Here is a 25,175-nt window from a genome sequence, read left to right on the forward strand (position 1 = left end):
TCTATTAACCCAGACGAACCCGGGCGTTGCGGAACATCCGCATCCAGGCGCCGTCCTCGCCCCAGTTGTCGGGGTGCCAGGAGTTGGCCACGGTACGGAACACCCGCTCCGGGTGCGGCATCATGATGGTGGCGCGGCCATCGGTGGTGGTCACGGCGGTGATACCATCCGGCGAGCCATTTGGGTTGGCCGGGTACTGCTCGGTCACGCTGCCGCGGTTGTCGACAAAGCGCAGCCCTACCAGACCGCTCTGCTGCAGTGCGCTCAGGTGAGCGGCATCGCGCACCTCGACACGCCCTTCCCCGTGGGAAACGGCGATGGGCATCACGGAGCCTGCCATGCCGGCGAAGAAGGCCGACGGGGACTCCTGTACCTGCACCAGACTGAAGCGGGCCTCGAAGCGCTCGGAGCGGTTGCGTACAAAGCGCGGCCAGAGATCAGCACCCGGGATGAGATCCCGCAGGTTGGACATCATCTGGCAACCGTTGCAGACACCCAGAGAGAGGGTATCGCCGCGCTCGAAGAAGCGCTGGAACTGCTCACGGGCGTTGTCATTGAACAGGATGGACTTGGCCCAGCCTTCACCGGCACCCAACACATCACCGTAGGAGAAGCCGCCACAGGCCACCAGGGTCTGGAACTCCTCCAGCTTGATGCGACCGGAGAGAATGTCGCTCATGTGCACGTCCACTGCCGCGAAACCGGCACGATCGAACGCCGCCGCCATCTCCACGTGGGAGTTGACCCCCTGCTCGCGCAGCACCGCCAGACGGGGGGAGACCCCGCGGGCAATGTAAGGTGCAGCCACATCCTCGGACGGGTTGTAAGTCAGCTTGGCATGCAGACCCGGATCGGTGGCGTCCTGACGGGCCGCGTGCTCACTGTCGGCGCACTCGGGGTTGTCGCGCAGGCGCTGCATCTGCCAGCTGGTCTCGCCCCAGATGGTGCGAAGTGCGGTACGGCTGGCACGATAGACCTCCTGACCGCCCCGCAGCAGGGTGATGAGATCCCCTTCGCGCACGGTACCGAGCACATGGGAGCAGGCCGCCAGACCGTGACCGGCCAGCAGGGTCATCACCGCCTCTTTATCTTCACGACGTACCTGAATGATGGCGCCCAGCTCCTCGTTGAACAACGCAGGCAGCAGCTCGCCGCCGATGCGATCGAGCTGGATGTCGAGGCCGCAGTGGCCGGCAAACGCCATTTCGGTCAGGGTGACGAACAGGCCACCGTCGGAGCGGTCGTGGTAGGCAATCAGTTTGCGATCGGCCACCAGCGCCTGAATGGCGTTGAAGAAGCCCTTGAGCTGGACCGGATTGTCGAGATCCGGCGCCTTGTCACCCAACTGGCGATAGACCTGCGCCAACGCCGAGGCGCCGAGGCGCTGCTTGCCATTGCCAAGGTCGATGAGGATAAGGTCGGTTTCACCGAGATCGGTACGCAGTTGCGGAGTAACCGTGTTGCGCACATCCTCGACCCGGGCAAAAGCGGAGATGAGCAGGGAGAGCGGCGAGGTGACGCTCTGCTCCTTGCCATCCTGCTGCCAGCGGGTCTTCATGGACATGGAGTCCTTGCCCACCGGAATGGTGATGCCAAGGGCCGGGCAGAGCTCCTCGCCCACCGCTTTGACCGCCTCATAGAGACCGGCATCTTCACCCGGATGACCGGCAGCGGCCATCCAGTTGGCGGAGAGCTTGACCCGCTTGAGGGAACCGATGTGGGCCGGTGCCAGGTTGGTAAGCGCTTCCGCCACCGCCATGCGAGCGGAGGCGGCGTGGGAGAGCAGCGCCACCGGGGTACGCTCGCCCATGGACATGGCTTCGCCGTGATAGCTGTCATAGGTGGCAGCGGTGACGGCGCAATCGGCCACCGGGATCTGCCAGGGGCCAACCATCTGGTCGCGGTTGACGAGGCCCGTTACGCTGCGATCGCCGATGGTGATAAGGAAGGACTTCTCCGCCACGGTCGGCAGACGCAGAACCCGCTCGGCCGCATCACTCAAAGTGATGCCATCGAGCTGGAGCGCTTTGCCTTGGGCAGGCAGAGTCACCACGTCGCGGTGCATCTTGGGCGCCTTGCCCAGCAGCACATCCAGCGGCAGATCGATGGGCTGATTGTCAAAGTGGCTGTCAGAGAGGGTCAGATGCTTCTCTTCGGTCGCGGTACCGATGACGGCATAGGGGGCGCGCTCACGCTCGCACAGCGCCTTGAACAGCGGCAGCTTGTCCTGCGCTACCGCCAGCACGTAACGCTCCTGGGATTCGTTGCACCAGATCTCCAGCGGGCTCATGCCCGGCTCGTCGCTCTGGATGGCGCGCAGATCGAAACGACCGCCACGCTCACCGTCGTTGACCAGCTCCGGCATGGCGTTGGAGAGACCACCCGCCCCCACATCGTGGATAAAGACGATAGGGTTGTCGTCACCCAGCTGCCAGCAGCGATCGATCACCTCCTGGCAACGGCGCTCCATCTCGGGGTTGTCACGCTGCACCGAGGCAAAGTCGAGATCTTCGGCCGACTGGCCGGAGGCCATGGAGGATGCGGCACCACCGCCCAGACCGATGTTCATCGCCGGGCCGCCCAGCACGATCAGCGCCGCACCGACCGGGATATCCCCTTTCTGGACATGTTCGGTGCGGATGTTGCCGATGCCGCCAGCCAGCATGATGGGTTTGTGGTAGCCACGCACCTCGACGCCGTTGTGGCTCGGCACCTCCTCTTCGAAGGTACGGAAGTAGCCGAGAATGGCCGGACGGCCGAACTCGTTGTTAAACGCGGCGCCGCCGAGCGGCCCCTCCTGCATGATGTCAAAGGCGCTGACAATGCGGCTCGGCTTGCCGAAATCCTGCTCCCAGGGCTGCTCGAAGCCGGGAATGCGCAGGTTGGAGACGGAGAAACCGACCAGACCCGCCTTGGGCTTGGCACCACGACCGGTGGCTCCCTCGTCGCGGATTTCGCCGCCGGAGCCGGTGGCTGCCCCCGGGAACGGGGAGATGGCGGTCGGGTGGTTGTGGGTCTCCACCTTCATCAGGATGTCGACCTGTTCCTGGTGATACTGGTATTCGCCGTTGGCCGGGCTCGGGAAGAAGCGGCCACCCTGGCTCCCTTCCATCACGGCGGCGTTGTCTTTATAGGCAGAGAGGACATGATCCGGCGTCTGCTCGAAGGTGTTCTTGATCATCTTGAACAGCGACTTGGGCTGCTGCTCACCATCGATGGTCCAGTCGGCATTGAAGATCTTGTGACGGCAGTGTTCGGAGTTCGCCTGGGCGAACATGTAGAGCTCGATATCGTTGGGGTTGCGACCCAACTTGGTGAAGTTCTCCACCAGATAGTCGATTTCGTCGTCGGCCAGCGCCAGACCCAGCGCCACGTTGGCTTCGGCCAGGGCTACGCGACCACCGCCCAGCACATCCACCTGGGTGAAGGGGCGAGGCTCGTGGTGAGCAAACAGGGCGGCAGCTTCGCTCATCTCGGCAAACACCACTTCCATCATCCGATCATGGAGCACGGCGGCAATGGCGCTGCGCTGGGCGGCACTCAGCTCACCCGGCCCCTTGATGGTCAGGTAATAGGCAATACCACGCTCCAGCCGCTTGACTTGTTTCAGGCCGCAGTTGTGGGCGATGTCGGTTGCTTTGGAAGACCAGGGGGAGATAGTGCCGGGGCGGGGGGTAACAAGAAACAGCTGACCACTGGGGGTGTGTTCGGGGATGGTCGGGCCGTAGCGCAAGAGCTGGCCCAAGGTCGCTCGCTCGGGGGGAGAGAGGGGGCTTGTCAGCTCGGCAAAGTGCACATACTCGGCATAGACATCCTCTATCTCTACTCCGCTCTCTACTCCACTCTCGTTTTTCATCTGTGCGAAGCGTTGCAGCAGTTTTTGGACACGAAAATCAGACAGTGCTGGGGCACCACGCAAGATATCCATATGACCTTTCTCACCAAGTTTTAAAGTGGGGGGGAATTGAGACGCGCGTATTATAGGGATCTGGCTCACAGCGGACAAACGTTTTTCTCACTTCACGCAGTGTGACTCTGCGCACACTCTCTGGTATAAAGGTGCCTCTTTTTTGACAAATGCCGATTTTTTCAACAAAGGTACTCACCTACTTGCGCTGCATTTTTCGACTGTTTATCGGGCTGTTGTTGACGCTGACGCTGGTTGGCTGCGACTTCTATACCCCCTCCAGCCAGCTGGAGCAGATCCGCCAACGAGGCGAGATCAGGGTTGGCACCATCTATGGCCCCACATCCTATTACCAGCGTGACGACCTCGCCCAGGGGTTCGATTATGAGCTGGCGCAACATTATGCCGAATGGCTGGGGGTGAAACTCACCATCATCCCGGTCAACACCACTGACGAACTGGTTACCCTGCTGAAAAAGGGTAAAGTCGATCTGGCGGCAGCCGCCATCATGGTCACTCAGGAGCGGCGCGAGCTGTTTCGCTTCGGCCCGGGCTTCTACCAGGTCTCTCCCAAGCTGGTATACCGTAATGGCAAGCCCAAGCCGGCCTCGTTGAACGATATAAAAGGCAAGCTGGTGGTGGCCGCCGGCTCCACCGGGGAAGATCTGCTCAAAGAGATGAGCAAAGAGAATCCCAAACTGACGTGGAGCACCAGCCACAACGCCGATGTGGAGGAACTGCTCAAGCAGGTGGTGGATGGCAAGATTGACTACACGGTGGTGCAGGATACCGTGCTGGCCCGTACCCAGCGCTACTACCCGGAGCTCACCGAGGGGCTGACCCTGGCACAGAAGCAGACCGTTGCCTGGGCCATGAGCAAGCTGCCCGATGACAGCCTCTATGCCAGCGTCATCGACTTTTTCGGTCAGCGCTTTATGGACGGCGCTATCGCCAAGCTGGACGAGAAGTACTTCGGCCACGTGCAGAACTTTGACTTCGTCGATACCCGCACTTTCCTGCAGCGGGCCAAGAGCCTGCTGCCCAAGTACCAGCCGCTGTTCCAGACCCACGCCAAGAATATCGACTGGCGCCTGCTGGCTGCCATCAGCTATCAGGAGTCCCACTGGGACCCGCAGGCGCGCTCCTACACCGGCGTGCGTGGCATGATGATGCTGACCGAGCCCACCGCCAAGGCGATGGGGGTCAATGATCGGCTTCATCCGGAAGAGAGCATCAAGGGGGGCTCTCTCTATCTGCAGCAGATGATGGAAAAGGTTCCCGACTCGGTGCCCGAGGACGAGAAGGTGTGGTTTGCTCTCACCGCCTACAACATCGGCTACGGCCATATGATGGACGCGCGCCGTCTGACCAAGGAACTAGGCAAGAATCCCGACGCCTGGAGCGACGTCAAGGATGTGCTGCCGCTGCTGCAGCAAGCACGCTGGCATCGCAAGGTGCGTTACGGCTATGCCCGCGGCAGCGAGGCGCGCAACTATGTCAACAACGTGCGTCAGTACTACCAGAGCCTGCTCTGGCTCGATAACGAGCAACAGAAGGCCCACCAACGGGAGAGTCTCGACAACGACAGCGAGCCGGAGATCGCCGAGCGCCCGACTATCATCGCCGAAGTGGTCAATCAGATCACCATGCGCTAACCAGCCATTATTCGGCTGTTTTCACGCAAACTTCTCTGTTACCATCGATCCACATCGGAGCCTATCCGAAATCGCATTGTTTTCATTATGTTGAGAGAGTAAATAACAGCAATTTCGGATGGGCGCCATCAATGACCCAAGGCCGGGATGGCCACCTGAGTTGGGAGGAGACCAAGATGCAAAAACGTAGAAAAATCAGTCTGGTCAGAAAAGCGAAGTGCAGCTGGAGCCCCAGACGCAAACTCAAGCTTAATGACATCAAGCGCAACCTGTGGCGCAGAAATCGATCCTATACCCTGCTTATTGCAGAGCACACAGCATAAACCCGGCATTCGCCGGGTTTTTTTATCTTCTTTCTCACCTGAAAATCGTCTTACACCAGCGCCGCCTTGAACTGTACCGTCCGCTTGGAGATCAGTGAGTTGCAGTGGTTGCAGAAGTAATCCACCGCGCCGCACGCCTTGAGACGCTCCAGCTCCTGCTGGCAGGTCGGGCAGATGGCCGTGACGCGAACAGGTGCCTGGCACTGACCACAGGTTTGCTCCTTGCTGCGGGTATCCAGTTCAGCCTGGCATGACGGGCAAAGCAGGGCTTCCATTGTAGACTCCTCATAAAGTGAACCTGCGATAGGCTTGCCCATGGCGGGTTCCCCTCCCCTTATTCCTCACCTTAACATGGCGAGGATAACAAAGCGGCTGCCGGTGAGGGCAGCCGCAAGGACTTATTTCTTCTTCATCTTCAGCAGGCGTTTGCGCTGACGTTCCTGACTCAGGGTCATGGTGTTCTTCTTGCCTTCAAACGGGTTGACCGACTCCTGGAACTCGACCCGGATCGGCGAGCCCATGATCTTGAGGGACTTGCGGAAGTAGTTGATGAGATACCGCTTGTAGGAGTCCGGCAAGTCGTTCAGCTGGTTGCCGTGGATCACGATGCGTGGCGGGTTGTAACCACCGGCGTGGGCATACTTGAGCTTGACGCGGCGACCATTGACCATCGGCGGCTGGTGATCTTCCTGCGCCATCTGCATGATGCGGGTCAGCATCGCCGTACTGGTACGACGGGTGGCGGACTGATAAGCCTCCTGAATGGATTCAAACAGGTGGCCTACACCGCTACCGTGCAGGGCGGAGATGAAGTGAACGCGGGCGAAGTCGATGAAGCCCAAGCGACGATCCAGCTCGTTCTTCACATCCTCTTTAACCTTCTGATCCAGGCCATCCCACTTGTTCACCACCAGCACCACGGAGCGACCGGCATGGAGCACATAGCCCAGAATGCTCAAGTCCTGATCGGTGATGGTCTCCTGAGCGTCGATCACCAGCAGGCAGACGTTGGCATCTTCGATGGCTTTCAGGGTCTTGATAACGGAGAACTTCTCCACCGTCTCGTGCACCTTGCCACGACGACGCACACCGGCGGTGTCGATGACCACATACTTCTGCTCGTCACGCTCCATCGGAATGTAAACGGAGTCACGAGTGGTACCGGGCATGTCATAGACGATGACCCGATCTTCACCCAGCATGCGGTTGGTCAGGGTCGATTTACCGACGTTGGGGCGACCGACGATGGCAAACTTGATGGGCAGGTCGGCGAACGGCGTCTCCTTGGTGTCCTCTTTGGTATCGAGTTCACCGGCAGCCACCATGCGCAGCAGGGCTTCTTCGTCGAAGTCCTCCTCTTCCTCATCCTGCGCATCTTCATCGGTAGCGGCATCAACCAGGGTCTCCAGATGGGGGGCCAGGGCCAGTTCCAGCAGGCTCAGTACGCCACGACCGTGGGCGGCCGCGATCTGGTAGACCTCGCCCAGGGCCAGACCGTAGAACTCGGAAACCGCGGAATCACCGTCGATACCGTCGGTCTTGTTGGCCACCAGAAATACCTTTTTGTGGGCCTTGCGCAGGTGCTCGGCGATGGCTTGATCCGCCGCGGTCAGACCGGCACGGGCATCCACCATGAACAGCACGACGTCCGCTTCTTCGATGGCCAACAGGGATTGCTCGGCCATCTTCAGCTCGATCCCCTCTTCGGTACCATCGATACCACCGGTATCGACCACGATAAATTCCAGCTCGCCCAGCTTCGCCTGACCGTATTTGCGATCCCGGGTCAGACCGGGAAAATCGGCAACCAGGGCATCCCGGGTACGAGTCAGACGGTTAAACAGGGTGGATTTCCCCACATTTGGGCGGCCCACCAGGGCTACTACAGGAGTCATAAAAGCCTCATTCTCAAGACGACAAAGGCTCCGGGTCCGAAGACCAGGAGCCGTATATTCACATTAACGGACGATCAAGGACGCTTGAGGGCGTACAACTTGCCGCCACGGCTCTGTACATACAGGGTCTCGCCATCCACCAAGGGAGCGGCGTAGAGACCACTGCTATCGAGCTGCTGCATCGCCTTGATGGTACCGTCGGTACGATCAAGCCAATACAGGTATCCTTCCACATCGCCTACCACCACATAGTCACCGAAGATGACAGGTGCGGTGACGGTGCGGTTTTCCAGCTGGGTATTGGACCACAGCTCCAGACCGTTGCGGCGGTCCACGGCAAACAGGTGGCTGCGGCTGTCGGTCAGCACAATGGCATTACCGGTAATCGCCAGATCGCGATAGCCGGAATACTTGCGCTTCCACACCTCGTCACCACTCATCAGTTTGCGTGCCATCAACTGGCCATTGTAGGCGATGGCATAGAGCTCATCACCGGCAATCAGCGGGCTGGCATCGACGTCCACCATACGGTCAAGCTCGGTGGCACCGCGCGGGTCGGCGACCTTGGACTGGCGCACCGGTTGGCCGTTACCGAGCAGGGCAATGCCCACCTTGCCATCGGCGCGGCCATAAATCACGGCACCATTGGTGATCACCGGCGCACCTGCACTGCGCAGGGTCAGCGGCGGCTGCTCTTCAGAGAGAGTCCACTGAACCTTGCCTTCGTCAGTATCGAGGGCAATCAGGCGACCGGAGGTAGTCAGCACTACCACGCGGCCATCTTCCACCGCAGGGCTCGCCACCACTTCGCCGGGCACATTGGTCTGCCACAGCACATCACCATTCTCTTCGTTCAGGGCGTATACCACTCCGTTCTCGGAGCCGAGGAACAGCTTGCCGTAACGGGATACCAAGCCACCCGAGAGGCGCGCGCTGCGCTTGTCGGCGTTGACCGGCAGGTCAGCCAGATCGACTGTCCAGAGGCGATCGCCACTGGCACGATCAAAGGCGCTGACATCGCCGTCGCGGGCAGCCGCGTAGATGCGGTCCTCTTCCACCACCGGCTTGAGCTGGGAGTAGAAGTCACCGATGCCATCACCCACGGTGGATGACCATGCGGTGTCGGCAGTGAAGGAAGATTCAACCTTGGGCAGCGGCGCCATCGGGTTGAGATCCTCTTCCGAACTGAACAGGGAGCAACCCTGCAGAGCGAAGGAGACCGCAGCCCCCAGCGCCACCATCTTGAATAGATTACGCATCCGGTGCCTCACCAGTCGCAACGGCCGGCAGGGCCAGATCATCCATTTTCAGCTTGAGCTCGGCGCTACCCTGCAGGCCGCCGGCATCCGCCGCCGCCTGATAGGCGTCGCGAGCCTCCTCAATCTTGCCCTGCTTTTGCAGGATGTCACCGCGCACTTCGGCCACCTGGGCCTTGAAGGCGTCGCTGTTGATCTTGCCAAGTTGGGCCAGCGCTTCATCTGCCTTGCCCTGATCATTCAGCACTCGGGCCAGACGCAACGCCGCGATGGGACGAATGCTCTCGTCACCTGTGGTCGCCACCAGCTCCAGCTGCTCGGCAGCCAGATCCAGCTTGCCCGCCTTGACGGCAGCAGCAGCCAGTTGCAAAGCGGCCAGTTCGCCGTAGGAGTCGCCCTTGTTGGCGGTGACAAACTGCTGTGCCTGCTCGAAACCGGCGACATCGCCCTTGGCCAGCAGCTCAATCACCTGGTTGTAAGAGTTGGAGGAGGCCTCCATGGTCTCTTGCTGGTGCTGGTTGTAATAGCGCCAGCCGAACAGACCGACCAGACCGATCACGGTCCCGGCAATCACCGAGGTTCCGTTCTCTTTCCACCACTCCTTGATAACCTCAACCTGTTGTTCTTCGGTGGTATAGACTTCCACAGCTTACTCTCCTTTGGCTGCCAGCAGGGCAATGGCGGCGTCAACCTTGACGGTCTGTTGCTCGGCCTGACCACGCAGATATTTGATAGTGATCTCCCCGTTTTGCACCTCGGTTTCACCAAGGATCAGGGCGATTGCCGCACCGCTCTTGTCGGCACGCTTGAGTTGTTTCTTGAAGTTGCCACCGCCGCAGTGGCTCATGAGGCGCAGGTCAGGCAGGGCATCGCGCAGACGCTCGGCCAGCTGGAAGCCAGCCTGCTCGGTCCCCTCGCCCACCATCGCCAGATAAACATCCACCGCCGGGCGGATATCGGCGTTGAGCTCGAGGGTCTCCAGCATCAGCACCAGACGCTCCATGCCCATGGCAAAGCCCACGGCCGGGGTCGGTTGACCGCCCAACTGCTCTACCAGACCATCGTAGCGGCCACCGGCACAGACGGTGCCCTGGGCACCCAGACTGCTGGTGACCCACTCGAACACGGTCAGGTTGTAATAGTCAAGACCACGCACCAGACGCTCGTTCACTTCGTATTTGATCCCGGCAGACTCAAGCAGGCGCTTGAGCCCCTCGAAGTGGGCCAGGCTCTCTTCGCCCAGGTGATCGAACAGACGCGGGGCACCCGCCAAAATGGCCTGTACTTTTTCATCCTTGGAGTCGAGCACCCGCAACGGGTTGCTGTACATGCGGCGCTGGCTCTCTTCGTCCAGCTGGTCCTTGTACTGCTCCAGATAGGCTACCAGCGCATCACGGTAAGCGGCACGCTCGGCACTCTGCCCCAGGGTGTTGAGCTGCAGGGTGACATGTTCGCTGATGCCAAACAGACGCCACAGGCGGTGGGTCAGCATGATCAGCTCCGCGTCAATGTCCGGCCCGTTGATGCCAAACAGCTCGACACCGAACTGGTGGAACTGGCGGTAACGGCCCTTCTGGGGACGCTCGTGACGGAACATGGGGCCCATGTACCACATCCGGCGTTCCTGGTTGTAAAGCAGACCGTGCTCGATACCGGCACGGACGCAGCTGGCGGTCCCTTCCGGACGCAGACTCAGGCTGTCGCCGTTGCGGTCTTCAAAGGTGTACATCTCTTTTTCGACCACGTCGGTCACTTCACCGATGGCGCGCTTGAACAGATGAGTCTGCTCGACAATCGGCATGCGCACTTCGCTGTAGCCATAGCTGGCAACGACCTGGCGCAGGATCTGTTCAACTTTCTGCCATACCGGGCTCTGCTCCGGCAGGCAATCATTCATACCGCGAATAGCTTGGATCTGTTTTGCCACGTTGATACTCGAGAAAAAGAGGTAAAATTTGGCCGCATTATAGGGAGTTTCACCCCCGAGGTAAAATCAGGGAGTCCGGATGCGGGGTGTAAAATCAGTCACCTGGAAAGAGGGCCACCCCATGTGGCCCTGTTTCGCTCACTCCTTGTCCATCGGGATCCGGTTGGCCGGATCCAGCATGGCGGCGCGGGCACGAATGCGGCGCTCCAGAGTAGGAATGAGATCCTTGTTGTCGAGCCGATCGACCCGCTGGCCCCCCTCATAGAAGGCACTCTTGTTGGCGGCACCCGCCAGACCAAGGTCGGAAACCAGCGCTTCGCCCGGCCCGTTCACCACACAGCCGATGATGGAGACATCCATCGGGGTGATGATGTCTTCGAGCCGCTCTTCCAGTGCATTGACTGTGCCTATGACGTCGAACTCCTGCCGAGAGCAGGAGGGACAGGCGATAAAGTTGATGCCACGGGAGCGAATACGCAAGGATTTGAGGATATCGAAACCGACCTTCACCTCCTCCACCGGATCCGCCGCCAGCGAGATACGCAGGGTATCGCCGATGCCGTCGGTGAGCAGCATACCCAGACCGATGGCAGATTTCACCGCGCCGGCACGGAAACCGCCCGCTTCGGTGATGCCAAGGTGCAGCGGCTGCTCGATCTGCTTGGCCAGCAGGCGATAGGCGCCGACTGCCAGGAAGACGTCGGAGGCCTTGACGCTCACCTTGAAATCCTGGAAATCGAGGCGATCGAGATACTCCACGTGCCGCATGGCGGACTCCACCAGCGCTTCGGGGGTCGGCTCGCCGTACTTCTCCTGAATATCTTTCTCCAGCGAACCGCCATTGACCCCGATACGGATCGGAATATTGAGGTCGCGCGCGCAATCGACCACCGAGCGCACCCGCTGCTCGTTGCCGATGTTACCCGGATTGATACGCAGGCAGTCAGCGCCGTATTCCGCCACTTTCAGGGCGATGCGATAGTCGAAGTGGATATCGGCGACGATGGGAATGCGGGTCTGCTGTTTGATCAGCCGGAACGCTTCCGCCGCTTCCATGGTGGGCACGGAGACACGAACGATATCGGCACCGACCCGCTCGATCCGCTGGATCTGCTCGACGGTGGCGGCAACATCTGTGGTCTTGGTGTTGGTCATGGTCTGCACGGTAATGGGGGCATCGCCCCCAACCGGTACATTACCAACCATGATCTGTCTGGATTTACGACGAATAATGGGAGATTCGTGAGATGACATGGGAAACAGATTACTCCTGCGGCAGTGAGAAGCGGGCTGTACGACCGTTGTTGTAACGGCTCATATCAAACGACTGACCCTTGTAGTCAAGCTTGACCGCCATCGGCGCGCCAATGATGAACTTCAGGGGCTCGGCGCCTTCCAGCACCAGCTCGTCGTTGGCCTTCTTCAGACCACTGAACAGGGTCTTGCCGTTGGCATCCTTAACATCCAGCCAGCAATCGGCGGTGAAGCTCATCTTCAGTTGCGGCGCAGTCGCCGGATCAACGACAGCTTCATTAGATTCGGTGCCATTGGCGCCGGATACCACAGCATCGGTCGCAGTGCCGACAGCCGCGCTGACATCGGTCGGGGCCACGGCCGCAGAGGCCGGCGTCAGGGTGGTGCTTGCTCCAGAAACCATCGCTGGAGTATTTACATCAGGGGCGGCAGGGGCGATAGGAGTACCTTCCGCCGGAACGCTATTGATTGCATCAGGCACCGTGGTAGCAGACGCTACCGGTGTTGAACTGGTTGCACTCATCTCGGTGGCAGCCAAGGCTTCATCACCGGCGGAGCGGCGTGAAGTACTCTGCCACCACCAGGCGACCGAGAGCGCAATCAACACCAGAATAACCAACCAGGTGACCACCTTGAGGCGATTGTCGTTGGCTTGCTGGCGAGAACGACGGGAGAAGCTCTGCATGTCGATATTGTCGGGAGGAGTCAGACCCAGCTTGTCGTAAGCGGCCAGAATGGTCTCGTCGGGGATCCCGACCAGCTTGGCATAGGTACGCAAATAACCCCGAATAAAGGTGTGGGACGTGTGCTTGTCGTAGGTATCCGATTCGATAGCGGCGATCAGGGTCAGACGAAGGTGAATGCGGGACGCAACCTGTTCTCGTGTCCAGCCAAGCTGTTCACGGGCGTTGCGCAGCAATTGGCCTGGGCCTACTGCCTGGGAGTCGTCTTGGAAATCGTGTTGCTGTTCAATAGTCATTGGCTAAATAACGCTTGGCTTGTTGCGAAGTGGGATATTGCCTTACCAGCTCAGTCCCGAATTGGTGAAGTAATGCCGGCTTGTCCATCGCCTGTGCCAGCCGAAGTCTCAACCAGAGACTCTCCTCGTTCTCGTCTGACACATCGGCAAAACGGGCGAGGTAGGACTGCACATCAGGCAGCTTGCCATCTTTCATGGAAAGCTCGGCCAAGTCCAGCAATAACCCTGGATTGCGGGGATTATACCCCAAGGCCAGGCGATAGTACTCGCCTGCTTTATCATTTCTGCGATTTTGCAGCGCACAAAGTGCCGCATTTTCATAGGTATCGGCAATTTTTACGTAGCCTGGCTGAATAACAGCCTGGTTGAACGCCTGATCTGCCTCGGCATACCTGCCGCGATCACAGAGGAAGGCACCATAGTTGTTCATTGCGTCAGCATTGGACGGATCCATGGCAAGGGCGTTCTTGTAATGGGTCTCGGCTGCCTTGAAATCTCCTACCTTCTGGTAAAAGTAGGCAAAACCGATCTGGATCTGGGGGTTGGAGGGGTCATACTGGAGGGCGCGGTCAAGATTGAACTTGGCCTGCTCGGCATTGCCCTGACGCAAGTACTGGATACCCAAGTCGAGGCGGGTTTGGGCAGCCGCCTTGAGGTCAGGACCCACTTCACGCTGGGTCGAGTTCTGGCCAGCGTAAGTGGTCTCGGTCACACAGCCTGGCAGCGCGCAGAGCGCTGCCACTACGATCAATGTACGTGTATCCATTCCCTGTCTATACAATGGCTTAGCATTTAAACCATTTTGACGGAAATCCCATCCTGTTGCATCCGATTTTTGATAGTTCGCTTGGTACGGTCAATCACGTCCCCCACCAGCTGACCACAGGCGGCATCGATGTCATCACCACGGGTCTTGCGGACAATCACGGTGAAACCGTACTCCATCAGCACCTTGGAGAAGCGATCGATACGGCTGTTGCTCGGCTTGCCATAAGGGTTGCCCGGGAAGGGGTTGAACGGGATCAGGTTGATCTTGCTCGGAGTGTCCTTGAGCACCTTGGCCAGCTCGTGGGCATGCTGCATATCGTCATTGATATGATCGAGCAGCACATACTCGACGGTTACCCGACCACCGTTGGCATTGGACTTTTCGAGGTAACGACGGACACCGGCGAGGAACTCCTCGATGTTGTACTTGTCGTTGATCGGCATGATCTCTGAACGCAGCTTGTCGTTTGGGGCGTGCAGGGAGATAGCCAGCGCCACGTCGATCTGGTCGCCCAGCTTGTCCAGCGCAGGTACCACGCCAGAGGTGGAGATGGTCACCCGGCGCTTGGAGATGCCAAAGCCGTAGTCATCCATCATCAGACGCATGGCGGGCACCACGTTGGCGAGGTTGAGCAGCGGCTCGCCCATCCCCATCATCACCACGTTGGTGATGGGACGCTTGCCACCGACCACGCGGGCCGCACGCCACACCTGACCGATGATCTCGGAGACTTTCAGATTGCGGTTGAAGCCTTGTTGAGCCGTGGAGCAGAACTTGCACTCCAGCGCACAGCCAACTTGAGAGGAGACGCAGAGGGTCGCGCGGTCATCTTCCGGGATGTAGACGGTCTCGACCTCCTGATCGCCCACCTGCAGGGCCCACTTGATGGTGCCATCGGCAGAACGCTGCTCGCGGCTGATCTCGGGCGCCTTGATCTCGGCGATCGCCTTGAGGCGCTCTTTGAGCACCTTGTTGACGTTGGTCATCTGATCGAAATCATCACACCCAAAGTGATAGATCCACTTCATGACCTGATCTGCCCGGAATGGCTTCTCGCCCAGTTCGACGAAAAAGGCACGCATGGCATCCCGATCAAGATCCAGCAGGTTGATTTTTGTTTCGCTCATCAATGGCCTCAGTTCAAACACTTCATCAATTATTGGCTGACGACGTCAGGGGGCGGCATTGTACAAATAATGGGTCTGGCTTTCCACCTGGAGAATAGAGGGATATTGCGTAAACGGCGAAAACAACAAAGGGAGCCGAGGCTCCCTTGGGTCATCATCCACAAAAATCAGCCGCGCGGGCAGATCTCGTTGTCAGAGAAGAAGTAGGCAATTTCGCGGGCTGCGGATGCCGGTGCATCGGAGCCATGCACTGCGTTGCGATCGATGCTCTCGGCATAACAGGCACGCAAGGTACCAGCCAGCGCCTCTTTCGGGTTGGTAGCCCCCATGATCTCGCGATTGCGACGGATGGCGTCTTCCCCTTCCAGCACCTGCACCATGACAGGGCCAGAGGTCATGAAGCTGACCAGATTGTCATAAAAAGGCTTGCCCTGATGCTCGGCATAGAAACCGGCAGCCTGTTCACTGCTCATGTGCAGCATTTTGGATGCCACCACTTTCAAGCCTGCGCTTTCGAAACGGCTATAGATGGCACCGATCAGGTTCTTGCTGACAGCATCCGGTTTAACGATAGAGAAGGTACGTTCGATGGCCATTGATATCTTTCCTTAACTACAGAGTTTTATTGTTAGAATCCATGTTCGCTGGCGATTATACGTAAACAAAAACCGGAAAAACACACAAACGAGCAACTTTTTATTAAACATCACTCCCTTGCAATCAACATCCACACTCATCTTGACCGAGCAGAGCCGGAAAATATGTGCGCTTGCGCACGATAGTTACCTTAAGCCGCCAAAACCCCATCTTTTGTTCACAATTCGAACAGCATGAAAAAGGCACCCGAAGGTGCCTTGTCTCGCCTATTTGGCTTCCGCCAGCAGGGCCCGCGCTATGGTGCGCATCCCCAGGGTATTGGCCCCCGGCGCCCAGAGGGCATCGCCGTTGTCACTGAAGCAGGCGGCCAGATCGATATGCAACCAGCCCATCCCTTCGTTGGCAACGAAACGGGAGAGGAAACCCGCAGCGTTGGAGGCGCCACCCGGCCCGCCCCCCTTCACCGGACGGCTGTTGGCCGTGTCGGCGTAATGGGAGGGGCACTGCTGGCGGTGCCAGGGCTCCAGCGGCAGCGGCCAGGCAGGCTCATGCTCAGCATCGGCATAGGTCATGGCCCGGCTTACCAACCCTTTGTCGAGGCCTAACAGAGCATTGTAGCGCCCACCCAGCGCCATCACGGCTGCGCCGGTCAGGGTCGCGGCATCGATGATCAGCGGTGCGCCGGACTCGCTCGCCAGTTGCAGGCCGTCGGCCAGCACCAGCCGCCCCTCGGCATCGGTATTCACAATCTCGACCGTGGTGCCGTTCTTGTAGGTGAGGATGTCGCCCAGCTTGTAGGCGTGGCCGGAGACTAGGTTCTCGGCGCAGCAGAGGATCAGCTTCACCCGCTTGTCGAGCCCGCGCAGCATGGCCAGCGCCAGTGCACCGGTGACAATCGCCGCGCCCCCCATGTCGCACTTCATGGTGAGCATCCCCTCGGAGCTCTTCATGGAGTAGCCGCCGGAGTCAAAGGTGATCCCCTTGCCCACCAGCGCTGCCGCTACCGGCGCCTTGGGGTCACGTCCCGGGTTGAAGTCGAGCTCCAGCAATACCGGTTCGCGCGCACTGCCGCGGCCCACCTGATAGAGGCCGACCCAGCCCGCCTGTTGCAGCGCTTCGCCTTTCAAAATGCGATGACTCACCTTGTCCGGCGCCAGCTCGGTAATAAAGGAGGCCGCTTCCACCGCCAGCTCCAGCGGGCCCAACTGCTCCGGGGTGGCATTGGTCATCTCGCGCACCCAGCGGCCACAGAGCCAGCGCGCTTCCAGCTCCTCTCGGTCCTCTTCCGAGGACATGGCCCACTGCAGTTGCACCTCCGCCTTGGGGGTTTGCAGCCCTTGTGCAAATGCCCACTGCTGTTCACGCTCCCAATGACCAGCCAGGGTCACTTTCTGGATCCCTTGCTGGCAGAGGCGACGGGCCGCCTGCTGGATATCGAGCAGCGGATTGGCCGTCACCAGATGGATCACCATGCCGTCGGCACGGTGAGAGAGCAGCGCCCCCTCCCCCCACTCGGCCGGTGCAAATTCACGACTTAACCAGACATTCATGCGGTCACCTCCTGCAGCCAGCGGGCGATGGTGCGCAGACCGTGCCCCTTGGCGCCGGTTGCCCAGAGATCGTTACCCGATTTCTGATAAGAGGCCGCCAGATCCAGGTGCACCCAACCCTTGCCCTCATCACGTACGAAACGGGAAAGGAACGCAGCAGCCGTGGTGGCACCGGCCGTGCCTTCGGCTGAGGCGACGTTGCCCAGATCGGCAAAGGCCGAGGTGAGCTGGCTGGCATGCCAGGGCTCCAGCGGCAGCGCCCACGCCTGCTCGTTTTCCACCTTGGCGGCGGCCAGTGCGCGCTGCTGCTCGGTCTCATCGAGGGCAAACACCGCATTGTAGTCGCGCCCCAGCGCCATCTTGGCGGCGCCGGTCAGGGTGGCTGCGTCAAGGATAAAAGCTGCACCGCTGTCGGAGGCCGCCATCAGGCCATCGGCCAGCACCAGACGCCCTTCCGCATCGGTGTTCTGGATCTCGACCGAAATGCCGTTTTTGTAGGTAAGGATGTCGCCCAGCTTGAAAGCGTGGCCGGAGACCAGGTTCTCGGCGCAGCAGAGAATGAGCTTCACCCGCTGGTTCAAACCGCGGCTGATGGCCAGCGCCAGCGCGCCGGTGACCATGGCGGCGCCGCCCATGTCGGACTTCATCGGCAGCATGTTGTCAGAGGACTTCATGGAGTAGCCGCCAGAATCAAAAGTGATCCCCTTGCCCACCAGCGCCGCCACCACGGGCGCATGGCGATCACCGGTCGGGTTGTAGTCTAGCTCCAGCAGCACAGGCTCGCGCTCGCTGCCACGGCCAACCGACCAGATCCCGATATGGCCAGACTCACGTAGCGCTTCACCGGCGGTGATGCGGGCAGTAACCTGATCCCCGGCCAGACCACGAATAAGCAACAGGGCCGATTCCGCCAGACTCATGGGGTAGATCTCTTCCGGACAGCCATTGGTGATGTCACGTACCCAGCGAGCAGCCTTGAGCAGCGCATTCAGTTCACGGGCGTCCGCGTCGCTCTGCTGGCCGAAATCCAGTTCACGGGCTCCCTTGGCGGCGTAGAACCCCTGGGCGAACGCGTAGCGACGCTCCAGATCCCACCCCTCTCCAGCCAGCGTCACCCGCTTGATCCCGCTCGATTCGAGGCGACGGGCAGCGCGCTGAACGGTGCGCAGGACATCCTTCTCCTGACCGGCGGCACCGAGATGGATCAGTGCCTCGTCGCCATTGAAACTGAGCTGGGCGCCCTCGCCCCAATAGGTAGCCGCAGCCTGGGTGGATAACGCTACCTTCATCATGTCAGCCATCGTGTTTGCTTCCTTTTTACTGGCACTATGTATAAGCACTCTTTATGGGAAAGAGCTTATTAGCAAAGAGAGAATAACGAATACAAAAAAGGCCGTGCCCCCGAGGGTCACGGCCTTCCACCATATCACTGAAGCACCACAGGATGCTGCACGTGCAATTCACTCATGTGTAATTAATGGCGTTCAGAGGCAAGGTTCAGGGTGTACTTGGGCAATTCCACCACCAGATCCTCGTCCGCCAGTTTTGCCTGGCAGCTGAGACGGGATTCCGGCTCCAACCCCCACGCCTTGTCCAGCATGTCGTCTTCCAGCTCGTCGCTTGGCTCGAGCGAGTCAAAGCCCTCGCGCACCACGCAGTGGCAGGTAGTGCAGGCACAGGATTTCTCGCAGGCATGCTCGATTTCGATACCATTGCGCAGCGCCACATCCAGAATGGTCTCGCCGCTTTGCCCCTCGAGGGCGGCGCCATCCGGACAGAGTAAGGGATGAGGAAGAATGATCAGTTTTGGCATATTACACCTTGTTGACGTTTTGTCCGGTCAGCACCTTGCGGATGGAAGCATCCATCCGGCGGGCTGCAAACTCGCCACTGACAGCATCGGCTGCCTCAATGGCTTCTTTGATTTGATGGGTTGCGCCGCTGTTGCGCATGATCAGCAGATGGGCGATGGCGGCATCAATCTCGGCACGCTCGGCTGCATTGAGCAGGGCATCACCATCGGCGGCAAGCGCCGCATTGAGACTCTCGACCACCCGATCGGCTTCAACCTGCTGCTCGGCCAGCATGCGGGCATCCATATCCTGCTGGGCGTTCTCGATGGAGGCACTCAGCATGTTGAGGATATCCTGCTCCGCCAGCCCGTAAGAGGGCTTGACCTGGATCTCGGCCTGCACGCCGGAGGATTTCTCCATGGCGCTCACCGAGAGCAGACCATCCGCATCCACCTGGAAGGTGACGCGAATATGGGCGGCACCGGCGGCCATCGGCGGAATACCGGTCAGGGTAAAGCGTGCCAGGGAGCGGCAATCGGCGACCAACTCGCGCTCACCCTGTACCACGTGAATGGCCATGGCGGTCTGACCATCCTTGAAGGTGGTGAACTCCTGGGCGCGGGCAACCGGAATGGTGGTGTTGCGCGGGATCACCTTCTCGGCGAGGCCACCCATGGTCTCCAGACCCAGCGACAGGGGGATAACGTCCAGCAACAGCATCTCGGCATCGGGCTTGTTGCCCACCAGAATATCGGCCTGGATGGCGGCGCCGATGGCGACCACCTTGTCCGGATCGATGCTGGTCAACGGCGTGCGCTGGAAGAACTCGCCCACCAGTTCGCGCACCAGCGGCACCCTGGTGGAGCCACCAACCATCACCACTTCCAGCACTTCCACCTGCTCAAGGCCCGCATCGCGCAGGGCGCGGCGACAAGCCAGCAAGGTCCGTTTCACCAGCGGGGTGATGAGCTCATCAAACTGGCTACGGCTCACTGAACCCTGCCAGCCCGCAAAGGTGCACGCCACCTGCTCGGCATCGGTCAGACCGTGCTTGACGGCAGCGGCCACATCCAGCAGCTCGCGCTGCAGATGGGCATCCAGCTCACCGGTGAGGCCCGCCTGTTCCTTGATCCAGTCCGCCAGCAGGTGATCGAAGTCATCACCGCCGAGGGCGGAATCACCGCCGGTCGCCATCACTTCAAACACACCGCGATGCAGACGCAGGATAGAGATATCGAAGGTACCGCCCCCCAGATCGTAAACCGCGATCACCCCTTCCTGACCGGAGTCAAGGCCATAGGCAATCGCGGCCGCAGTCGGCTCGTTGAGCAGGCGCAGCACGTGCAGACCAGCCAGACGGGCGGCATCCTTGGTGCCCTGACGCTGGGCATCATCGAAATAGGCCGGCACGGTAATGACCACGCCATCGAGATCGCCCCCGAGAGTCTGGGCGCCACGCTCGGCCAGCTTTTTGAGAATTTCGGCCGAGACCTGCACCGGATTGACCAGCCCCTGACGGGTTTGCAGTTGCGGCATGCCATTGTCGGCGGCAACAAACTGGTAAGGCTGCTGGCGGGTATCGATATCGGCCAGCGCCTTGCCCATCATCCGTTTGACCGAGACGATGGTGTTGTGAGGATCGAGTGCCGCTTCGCGCTTGGCATCAATTCCGACTCGAATAGCGTCGCTTTGATAGTGCACCACCGACGGGAGCAGGTCGCGCCCTTGCTCATCGCAAAGGGTATCGGCGTGACCGCTGCGAACCGCAGCGACGAGAGAGTTGGTGGTGCCGAGATCGATGCCGACGGCACGTTTGTGCTGATGAGGAACAGCGCTCTGGCCGGGTTCGGCGATTTGCAGTAATGCCATGGGTAATGAAACTTCCAGCGTTAAAGGATCAAGACTCGAGAAGCGAGTCTTCGAATCGTTCCAGCTCTTCAAGGAGCTTGTCGACAAACTTGAGTTTGCGAACGCAATCAGCGGCAACAAGATCTTTACCGGCGGCAAGAGACTCGGTCAGCTGCTGCATCAACATCTGGTGATCATGCCTGATCTCACTGCGAAAATCCTTGATGGCGCGCTCAGGGTCGGCGTCATCTTTCAGATCGGCCAGACGCTCGCGCCACTCCAGCTGCTGCATCAGAAATGCGGTATCTTGCAGGGTCTGCTGTTCACCACGGATATCAGTGCCACGCAGGGAGAGCAGATATTCTGCACGGCGTAGCGGCGCCTTGAGGGTGGTGAATGCTTCGTTGATCTGGGCGGCACGTTGCACCGCAGCCAGCTGCTCCCGTTCGGGGGCGGTGGCAAAACGATCAGGATGGAATTGGGTTTGCAGCTGGCGGTAGGTATCAGCCAACTGACGGGTATCGAGCTCGAAGCCTTCAACCAGCCCAAACAGCTCGAAATGATTCATGCAAACCTCTTGGAAACGTTCGCCACAACCTCACTCGCCCCTGGCAAATGAGATGTGGTTGAACGGGTCATGGGCGACCCGCTCAACCACAGACGAAGGATCATTGACGTCAAACATCTCAGACACTGAAGCTTTCGCCGCAACCACACTCGCCTTTGGCGCATGAGAAGGTATTGTTGAACTACGCATATCTGACCCGTTCAACAACAGACGAAAGATCATTCACGTCAAACATCTCAGACACTGAAGCTTTCGCCACAACCACACTCGCCTTTGGCATTGGGATTGTTGAACTGGAAGCCCTCGTTGAGGCCCTCCTTGACGAAATCCAGCTCGGTGCCATCCAGATGGATCAGGCTCTTGGCATCAACAATAATCTTGACGCCCTGCTGCTCGAACACCTGATCCTCATCGGTCAGTTCATCAACGAACTCAAGCACGTAGGCAAGACCGGAGCAGCCTGTGGTTTTGACGCCGAGGCGCAGGCCAATGCCCTTGCCCCGGTTAGCCAGAAAAGAGGAAACCCGTGCCGCGGCGGCATCTGTCATGGTAATAGCCATACTGCTCTCCGGCGCTTAGAGACCTTTCTTCTGCTTGTAATCGGCGATGGCGGCCTTGATGGCGTCCTCAGCCAGAATGGAGCAGTGGATCTTCACCGGTGGCAGGGCCAACTCTTCAGCGATATCTGTGTTCTTGATGCCAGCCGCTTCGTCCAGGGTCTTGCCCTTGACCCATTCGGTTACCAGGGAGCTGGAGGCGATGGCGGAACCGCAGCCGTAGGTCTTGAACTTGGCATCTTCGATGATGCCTTCGTCGCTGATCTTCAGTTGCAGCTTCATCACGTCGCCACAGGCGGGCGCACCGACCATGCCGGTTGCAACGCTGGGATCATTCTTGTCGAAACCACCGACGTTGCGAGGATTCTCGTAGTGGTCGATTACTTTTTCACTGTAAGCCATATCTCACTCCTGCTAATTCTGTTGCTCACTAACCAAATAGATCAGTGATGAGCCCATTCGACCGTGTTCAGATCGACGCCGTCTTTGTACATCTCCCACAGAGGGGACATCTCACGCAGACGACCGATGGAGTCACGAATAAGCTTGACCGCGTAGTCAATCTCTTCCTCGGTGGTGAAGCGACCCATGCTGAAACGGATGGAGCTGTGTGCCAGCTCGTCGTTCAGGCCCAGTGCGCGCAGCACATAGGAAGGTTCCAGGCTGGCGGAGGTACAGGCCGAACCGGAAGAGACCGCCAAATCTTTCAGCGCCATGATGAGGGATTCCCCTTCCACATAGGCAAAGCTGACGTTGAGGTTGCCCGGAACACGCTGCTCAAGATCGCCATTGATGTAGACGGCTTCAATATCCTTGATGCCATTCCACAGACGCTGGCGCAGTGCCAAGATACGCTCGCCTTCACTCACCATCTCTTCTTTGGCGATGCGGAAAGCTTCGCCCATCCCGACGATCTGGTGGGTCGGCAGAGTACCGGAACGCATGCCGCGCTCGTGGCCACCGCCATGCATCTGGGCTTCCAGACGAACGCGGGGTTTGCGGCGAACAAACAGCGCACCGATCCCTTTCGGACCATACACCTTGTGTGCTGAGACGGAGAGCAGATCCACTTTCAGTGCTTCCACATCTACCGGGATCTTGCCCACACTCTGAACGGCATCCACGTGCAGCAGGATCTTGCGGGAACGGCACAACTCGCCGATGGCGGCAATGTTCTGAACCACACCGATTTCGTTGTTCACATGCATGATGCTGACCAAGATGGTGTCATCACGCATGGCATTCTCGATCATCTCGATAGTGAACAGGCCGTTGGGCATCGGCTCAAGATAGGTCACCTCGAACCCTTCACGCTCCAGCTGGCGACAGGTATCGAGCACCGCCTTGTGTTCGGTCTTGGAGGTGATGATGTGCTTGCCCTTGCTGGCATAGAAGTGGGCAACACCCTTGATGGCCAGGTTATTGGATTCGGTCGCACCGGAAGTGAAGACGATCTCGCGGGGATCGGCACCGATCAGATCTGCCACTTGATTACGGGCCAGATCCACCGCCTCTTCGGCTTGCCAGCCAAAGCGGTGAGAACGGGAAGCCGGATTGCCGAACAGGCCATCCATGGTGAGACACTGCATCATTTTTTCTGCGACACGCGGGTCCACCGGACAGGTTGCCGAATAATCAAGGTAAATAGGCAGTTTCATGTTTTTCTCCGTCACAGTCCGGGTCATACAGAGTCCCGCTGTGGAAAGCACGTTTATAGTTGGACTTTCAAGCTCACATCGCCGTGTTCTGCCCGATCAACCAGGGACAACACGGTCTTCATTTGTTCATCTTGCTTGCCGGCAATGCGGCGCACATCGGCCTGGCGTACCAGCTCGGCCAGCGTGATATCCCCGAGGAAGCTGGAGATCCGCTCACTCAGGTCGCGCCACAGGGAGTGAGTCAGACACTGGGTACCACCGTGGCAGCCGCCCTTGCCGAGGCACTTGGTGGCATCGACCGACTCATCGACCGCGGTGATCACCTGACCAACCGAAATCTCGCCTGGGGCCAACCCGAGGCGATAACCACCGCCTGGGCCACGCACGCTGCTCACCAGACCATGTTTGCGCAGGCGGGCAAAGAGCTGCTCGAGATAGGACAACGAGATGCCCTGGCGCTCGGAAATATCGGCAAGGGGGACGGGCCCCTGCTCTGCATGCAGCGCCACGTCGAGCATGGCGGTTACAGCGTAACGTCCTTTTGAAGTCAGTCTCATGTGCCTTACCGTCTTGCGAAGCAATTTAATGGGGCACATGGTCACATACCCGACCAAATCAGTCAAGTATATGGTTGAGTAAATCAGTCGGATTAATCCGGTATGCGCGCTTTCTGCACCGAGGTCAGAATACCGCGCAGAATGTTGAGCTCAGCAGCTTCCGGCCGAGCTCGATTGAACAGGCGACGCAGCTTGCTCATCACATGACCCGGATGGTCATCGGCAATAAAACCGGTCTTCATCAGGGTTTGTTCCAGGTGCTGATAAAACCCTTCCAGCTGGGCGGCACTCGGATAGGCCATCTCCTCTTCAGGCTCGGCGGCCTGCCCCTGCAGCCAGCGCATCCGCACTTCGTAACAGAGGGTCTGCACCGCCATGGCCAGATTGAGGGAGCTGTAATCAGGATTGGCCGGAATGGCCACGTGGTAGTGGCACTTTTGCAACTCGTCATTAGTGAGACCGGTGCGTTCACGACCAAACACCAGCGCAACCGGGTGCTGCATCCCCTCGACCACCGACTTTTCGCCGGCCTCACGGGGATCGAGCATAGGCCAGCTCAGGGTTCGCGAGCGGGCGCTGGTGCCAATCACCAGACCACAATCGGCGATCGCGTCATCCAGTGTCGGGACGATACGGGCATTGGCAAGCACATCGCTGGCACCAGCCGCCAGGGCGAAGGCATTGTCATCCGGCAAGGCTTGCGGATCAACCAATACCAGCTGGGTCAACCCCATGGTCTTCATGGCACGTGCCGCAGACCCCATGTTGCCGGTATGAGAGGTGTTTACCAAAACGATACGAATCTGATCCAACATGCCCAGTCAATCTTCAGTCAAAAATGGCGCGCAATTGTAACATAAGAGAACACGATGTTGGCACCGTAAAAGCCGAGCCATTTCAGAACAAAACCACCCGTTTGTATAACAAACCAGCATGAGGGAAGTGAGAGGGGGGG

At 59.3% G+C, this 25,175-nt stretch carries 23 protein-coding genes; 2 read left to right on the forward strand and 21 right to left on the reverse strand.

Going from position 1 to position 25,175, the window contains the following annotated elements:
- Positions 1 to 4: 4 nt before the first annotated feature.
- Complete coding sequence (purL, locus tag G5154_RS02905) at positions 5 to 3,928, reverse strand: phosphoribosylformylglycinamidine synthase (protein WP_421250288.1); 3,924 nt, start codon at positions 3,926 to 3,928, stop codon at positions 5 to 7.
- Positions 3,929 to 4,077: 149 nt separating this feature from the next.
- On the opposite strand from purL, the gene mltF reads away from it, so the two are divergent.
- Both mltF and G5154_RS02915 read left to right on the forward strand, forming a co-directional pair.
- Positions 4,078 to 5,562, forward strand: coding sequence for a membrane-bound lytic murein transglycosylase MltF (mltF, locus tag G5154_RS02910; RefSeq protein WP_421250289.1), 1,485 nt, complete (start codon positions 4,078 to 4,080; stop codon positions 5,560 to 5,562).
- A gap of 176 nt (positions 5,563 to 5,738) precedes the next feature.
- Positions 5,739 to 5,885 carry a hypothetical protein gene (locus G5154_RS02915; protein ID WP_227273859.1) on the forward strand — a complete coding sequence of 49 codons (147 nt, stop codon included), beginning with the start codon at positions 5,739 to 5,741 and terminating at the stop codon, positions 5,883 to 5,885.
- A gap of 50 nt (positions 5,886 to 5,935) precedes the next feature.
- Here G5154_RS02915 and G5154_RS02920 read toward each other — a convergent pair whose 3' ends face one another.
- The 20 genes from G5154_RS02920 to trmJ all read right to left on the reverse strand — a co-directional run bounded on the left by G5154_RS02920 (position 5,936) and on the right by trmJ (position 25,035).
- On the reverse strand, positions 5,936 to 6,160 hold the full coding sequence (locus G5154_RS02920; protein ID WP_005344872.1) for a zinc ribbon domain-containing protein: 225 nt from the start codon (positions 6,158 to 6,160) through the stop codon (positions 5,936 to 5,938).
- Positions 6,161 to 6,283: 123 nt separating this feature from the next.
- The gene (gene der / locus G5154_RS02925; RefSeq protein WP_043823902.1) at positions 6,284 to 7,780 is read right to left on the reverse strand and encodes a ribosome biogenesis GTPase Der; all 1,497 of its coding nucleotides are present in this window, start codon (positions 7,778 to 7,780) and stop codon (positions 6,284 to 6,286) included.
- A gap of 74 nt (positions 7,781 to 7,854) precedes the next feature.
- A complete protein-coding gene (bamB, locus tag G5154_RS02930) occupies positions 7,855 to 9,039 on the reverse strand; it encodes an outer membrane protein assembly factor BamB (RefSeq protein ID WP_421250290.1) in 1,185 nt (394 codons plus the stop codon).
- A complete protein-coding gene (locus tag G5154_RS02935; protein ID WP_421250291.1) occupies positions 9,032 to 9,682 on the reverse strand; it encodes a YfgM family protein in 651 nt (216 codons plus the stop codon). Before G5154_RS02935 ends, bamB begins: the two co-directional genes overlap by 8 nt.
- A 3-nt stretch (positions 9,683 to 9,685) precedes the next feature.
- On the reverse strand, positions 9,686 to 10,963 hold the full coding sequence (gene hisS / locus G5154_RS02940) for a histidine--tRNA ligase (protein ID WP_005344864.1): 1,278 nt from the start codon (positions 10,961 to 10,963) through the stop codon (positions 9,686 to 9,688).
- A gap of 138 nt (positions 10,964 to 11,101) precedes the next feature.
- Complete coding sequence (gene ispG / locus G5154_RS02945; protein ID WP_288728027.1) at positions 11,102 to 12,217, reverse strand: flavodoxin-dependent (E)-4-hydroxy-3-methylbut-2-enyl-diphosphate synthase; 1,116 nt, start codon at positions 12,215 to 12,217, stop codon at positions 11,102 to 11,104.
- Positions 12,218 to 12,227: 10 nt separating this feature from the next.
- Positions 12,228 to 13,196, reverse strand: coding sequence for a cytoskeleton protein RodZ (gene rodZ / locus G5154_RS02950; RefSeq protein ID WP_421250292.1), 969 nt, complete (start codon positions 13,194 to 13,196; stop codon positions 12,228 to 12,230).
- On the reverse strand, positions 13,186 to 13,977 hold the full coding sequence (gene tapF, locus G5154_RS02955; RefSeq protein WP_085943024.1) for a PilW family type IVa pilus biogenesis/stability lipoprotein TapF: 792 nt from the start codon (positions 13,975 to 13,977) through the stop codon (positions 13,186 to 13,188). The genes rodZ and tapF overlap by 11 nt, the downstream gene beginning before the upstream one ends.
- 11 nt (positions 13,978 to 13,988) lie before the next feature.
- On the reverse strand, positions 13,989 to 15,092 hold the full coding sequence (locus G5154_RS02960; protein ID WP_033136073.1) for a bifunctional tRNA (adenosine(37)-C2)-methyltransferase TrmG/ribosomal RNA large subunit methyltransferase RlmN: 1,104 nt from the start codon (positions 15,090 to 15,092) through the stop codon (positions 13,989 to 13,991).
- Between the two features lie 167 nt (positions 15,093 to 15,259).
- Positions 15,260 to 15,688, reverse strand: a complete 429-nt coding sequence (ndk, locus tag G5154_RS02965; RefSeq protein ID WP_005333805.1) for a nucleoside-diphosphate kinase — start codon at positions 15,686 to 15,688, stop codon at positions 15,260 to 15,262.
- 267 nt (positions 15,689 to 15,955) lie between these two features.
- Entirely contained in the window at positions 15,956 to 17,239 is a 1,284-nt protein-coding gene (gene pepB / locus G5154_RS02970; protein WP_421250293.1) for an aminopeptidase PepB, read from the reverse strand.
- The gene (gene pepB, locus G5154_RS02975; RefSeq protein ID WP_421250294.1) at positions 17,236 to 18,540 is read right to left on the reverse strand and encodes an aminopeptidase PepB; all 1,305 of its coding nucleotides are present in this window, start codon (positions 18,538 to 18,540) and stop codon (positions 17,236 to 17,238) included. Before pepB (G5154_RS02975) ends, pepB (G5154_RS02970) begins: the two co-directional genes overlap by 4 nt.
- Before the next feature lie 173 nt (positions 18,541 to 18,713).
- A complete protein-coding gene (fdx, locus tag G5154_RS02980) occupies positions 18,714 to 19,052 on the reverse strand; it encodes an ISC system 2Fe-2S type ferredoxin (protein WP_042063440.1) in 339 nt (112 codons plus the stop codon).
- A 1-nt stretch (position 19,053) separates the two neighbouring features.
- Entirely contained in the window at positions 19,054 to 20,901 is a 1,848-nt protein-coding gene (hscA, locus tag G5154_RS02985) for a Fe-S protein assembly chaperone HscA (RefSeq protein WP_005344848.1), read from the reverse strand.
- A 28-nt stretch (positions 20,902 to 20,929) separates the two neighbouring features.
- Positions 20,930 to 21,448, reverse strand: coding sequence for a co-chaperone HscB (gene hscB / locus G5154_RS02990; RefSeq protein WP_042013204.1), 519 nt, complete (start codon positions 21,446 to 21,448; stop codon positions 20,930 to 20,932).
- Between the two features lie 236 nt (positions 21,449 to 21,684).
- The gene (iscA, locus tag G5154_RS02995; protein WP_005333812.1) at positions 21,685 to 22,008 is read right to left on the reverse strand and encodes an iron-sulfur cluster assembly protein IscA; all 324 of its coding nucleotides are present in this window, start codon (positions 22,006 to 22,008) and stop codon (positions 21,685 to 21,687) included.
- A gap of 15 nt (positions 22,009 to 22,023) precedes the next feature.
- The gene (gene iscU / locus G5154_RS03000) at positions 22,024 to 22,407 is read right to left on the reverse strand and encodes a Fe-S cluster assembly scaffold IscU (RefSeq protein WP_005333813.1); all 384 of its coding nucleotides are present in this window, start codon (positions 22,405 to 22,407) and stop codon (positions 22,024 to 22,026) included.
- A 41-nt stretch (positions 22,408 to 22,448) separates the two neighbouring features.
- A complete protein-coding gene (locus G5154_RS03005) occupies positions 22,449 to 23,663 on the reverse strand; it encodes an IscS subfamily cysteine desulfurase (RefSeq protein ID WP_013723838.1) in 1,215 nt (404 codons plus the stop codon).
- Between the two features lie 53 nt (positions 23,664 to 23,716).
- Positions 23,717 to 24,220, reverse strand: a complete 504-nt coding sequence (gene iscR / locus G5154_RS03010; protein ID WP_026035025.1) for a Fe-S cluster assembly transcriptional regulator IscR — start codon at positions 24,218 to 24,220, stop codon at positions 23,717 to 23,719.
- Positions 24,221 to 24,312: 92 nt separating this feature from the next.
- A complete protein-coding gene (gene trmJ / locus G5154_RS03015; RefSeq protein WP_407957894.1) occupies positions 24,313 to 25,035 on the reverse strand; it encodes a tRNA (cytosine(32)/uridine(32)-2'-O)-methyltransferase TrmJ in 723 nt (240 codons plus the stop codon).
- Positions 25,036 to 25,175 lie beyond the last annotated feature (140 nt).

Origin of the sequence: Aeromonas sp. 600527 (genome assembly GCF_049175415.1) — a bacterium.
Taxonomy (GTDB): domain Bacteria; phylum Pseudomonadota; class Gammaproteobacteria; order Enterobacterales; family Aeromonadaceae; genus Aeromonas; species Aeromonas veronii_A.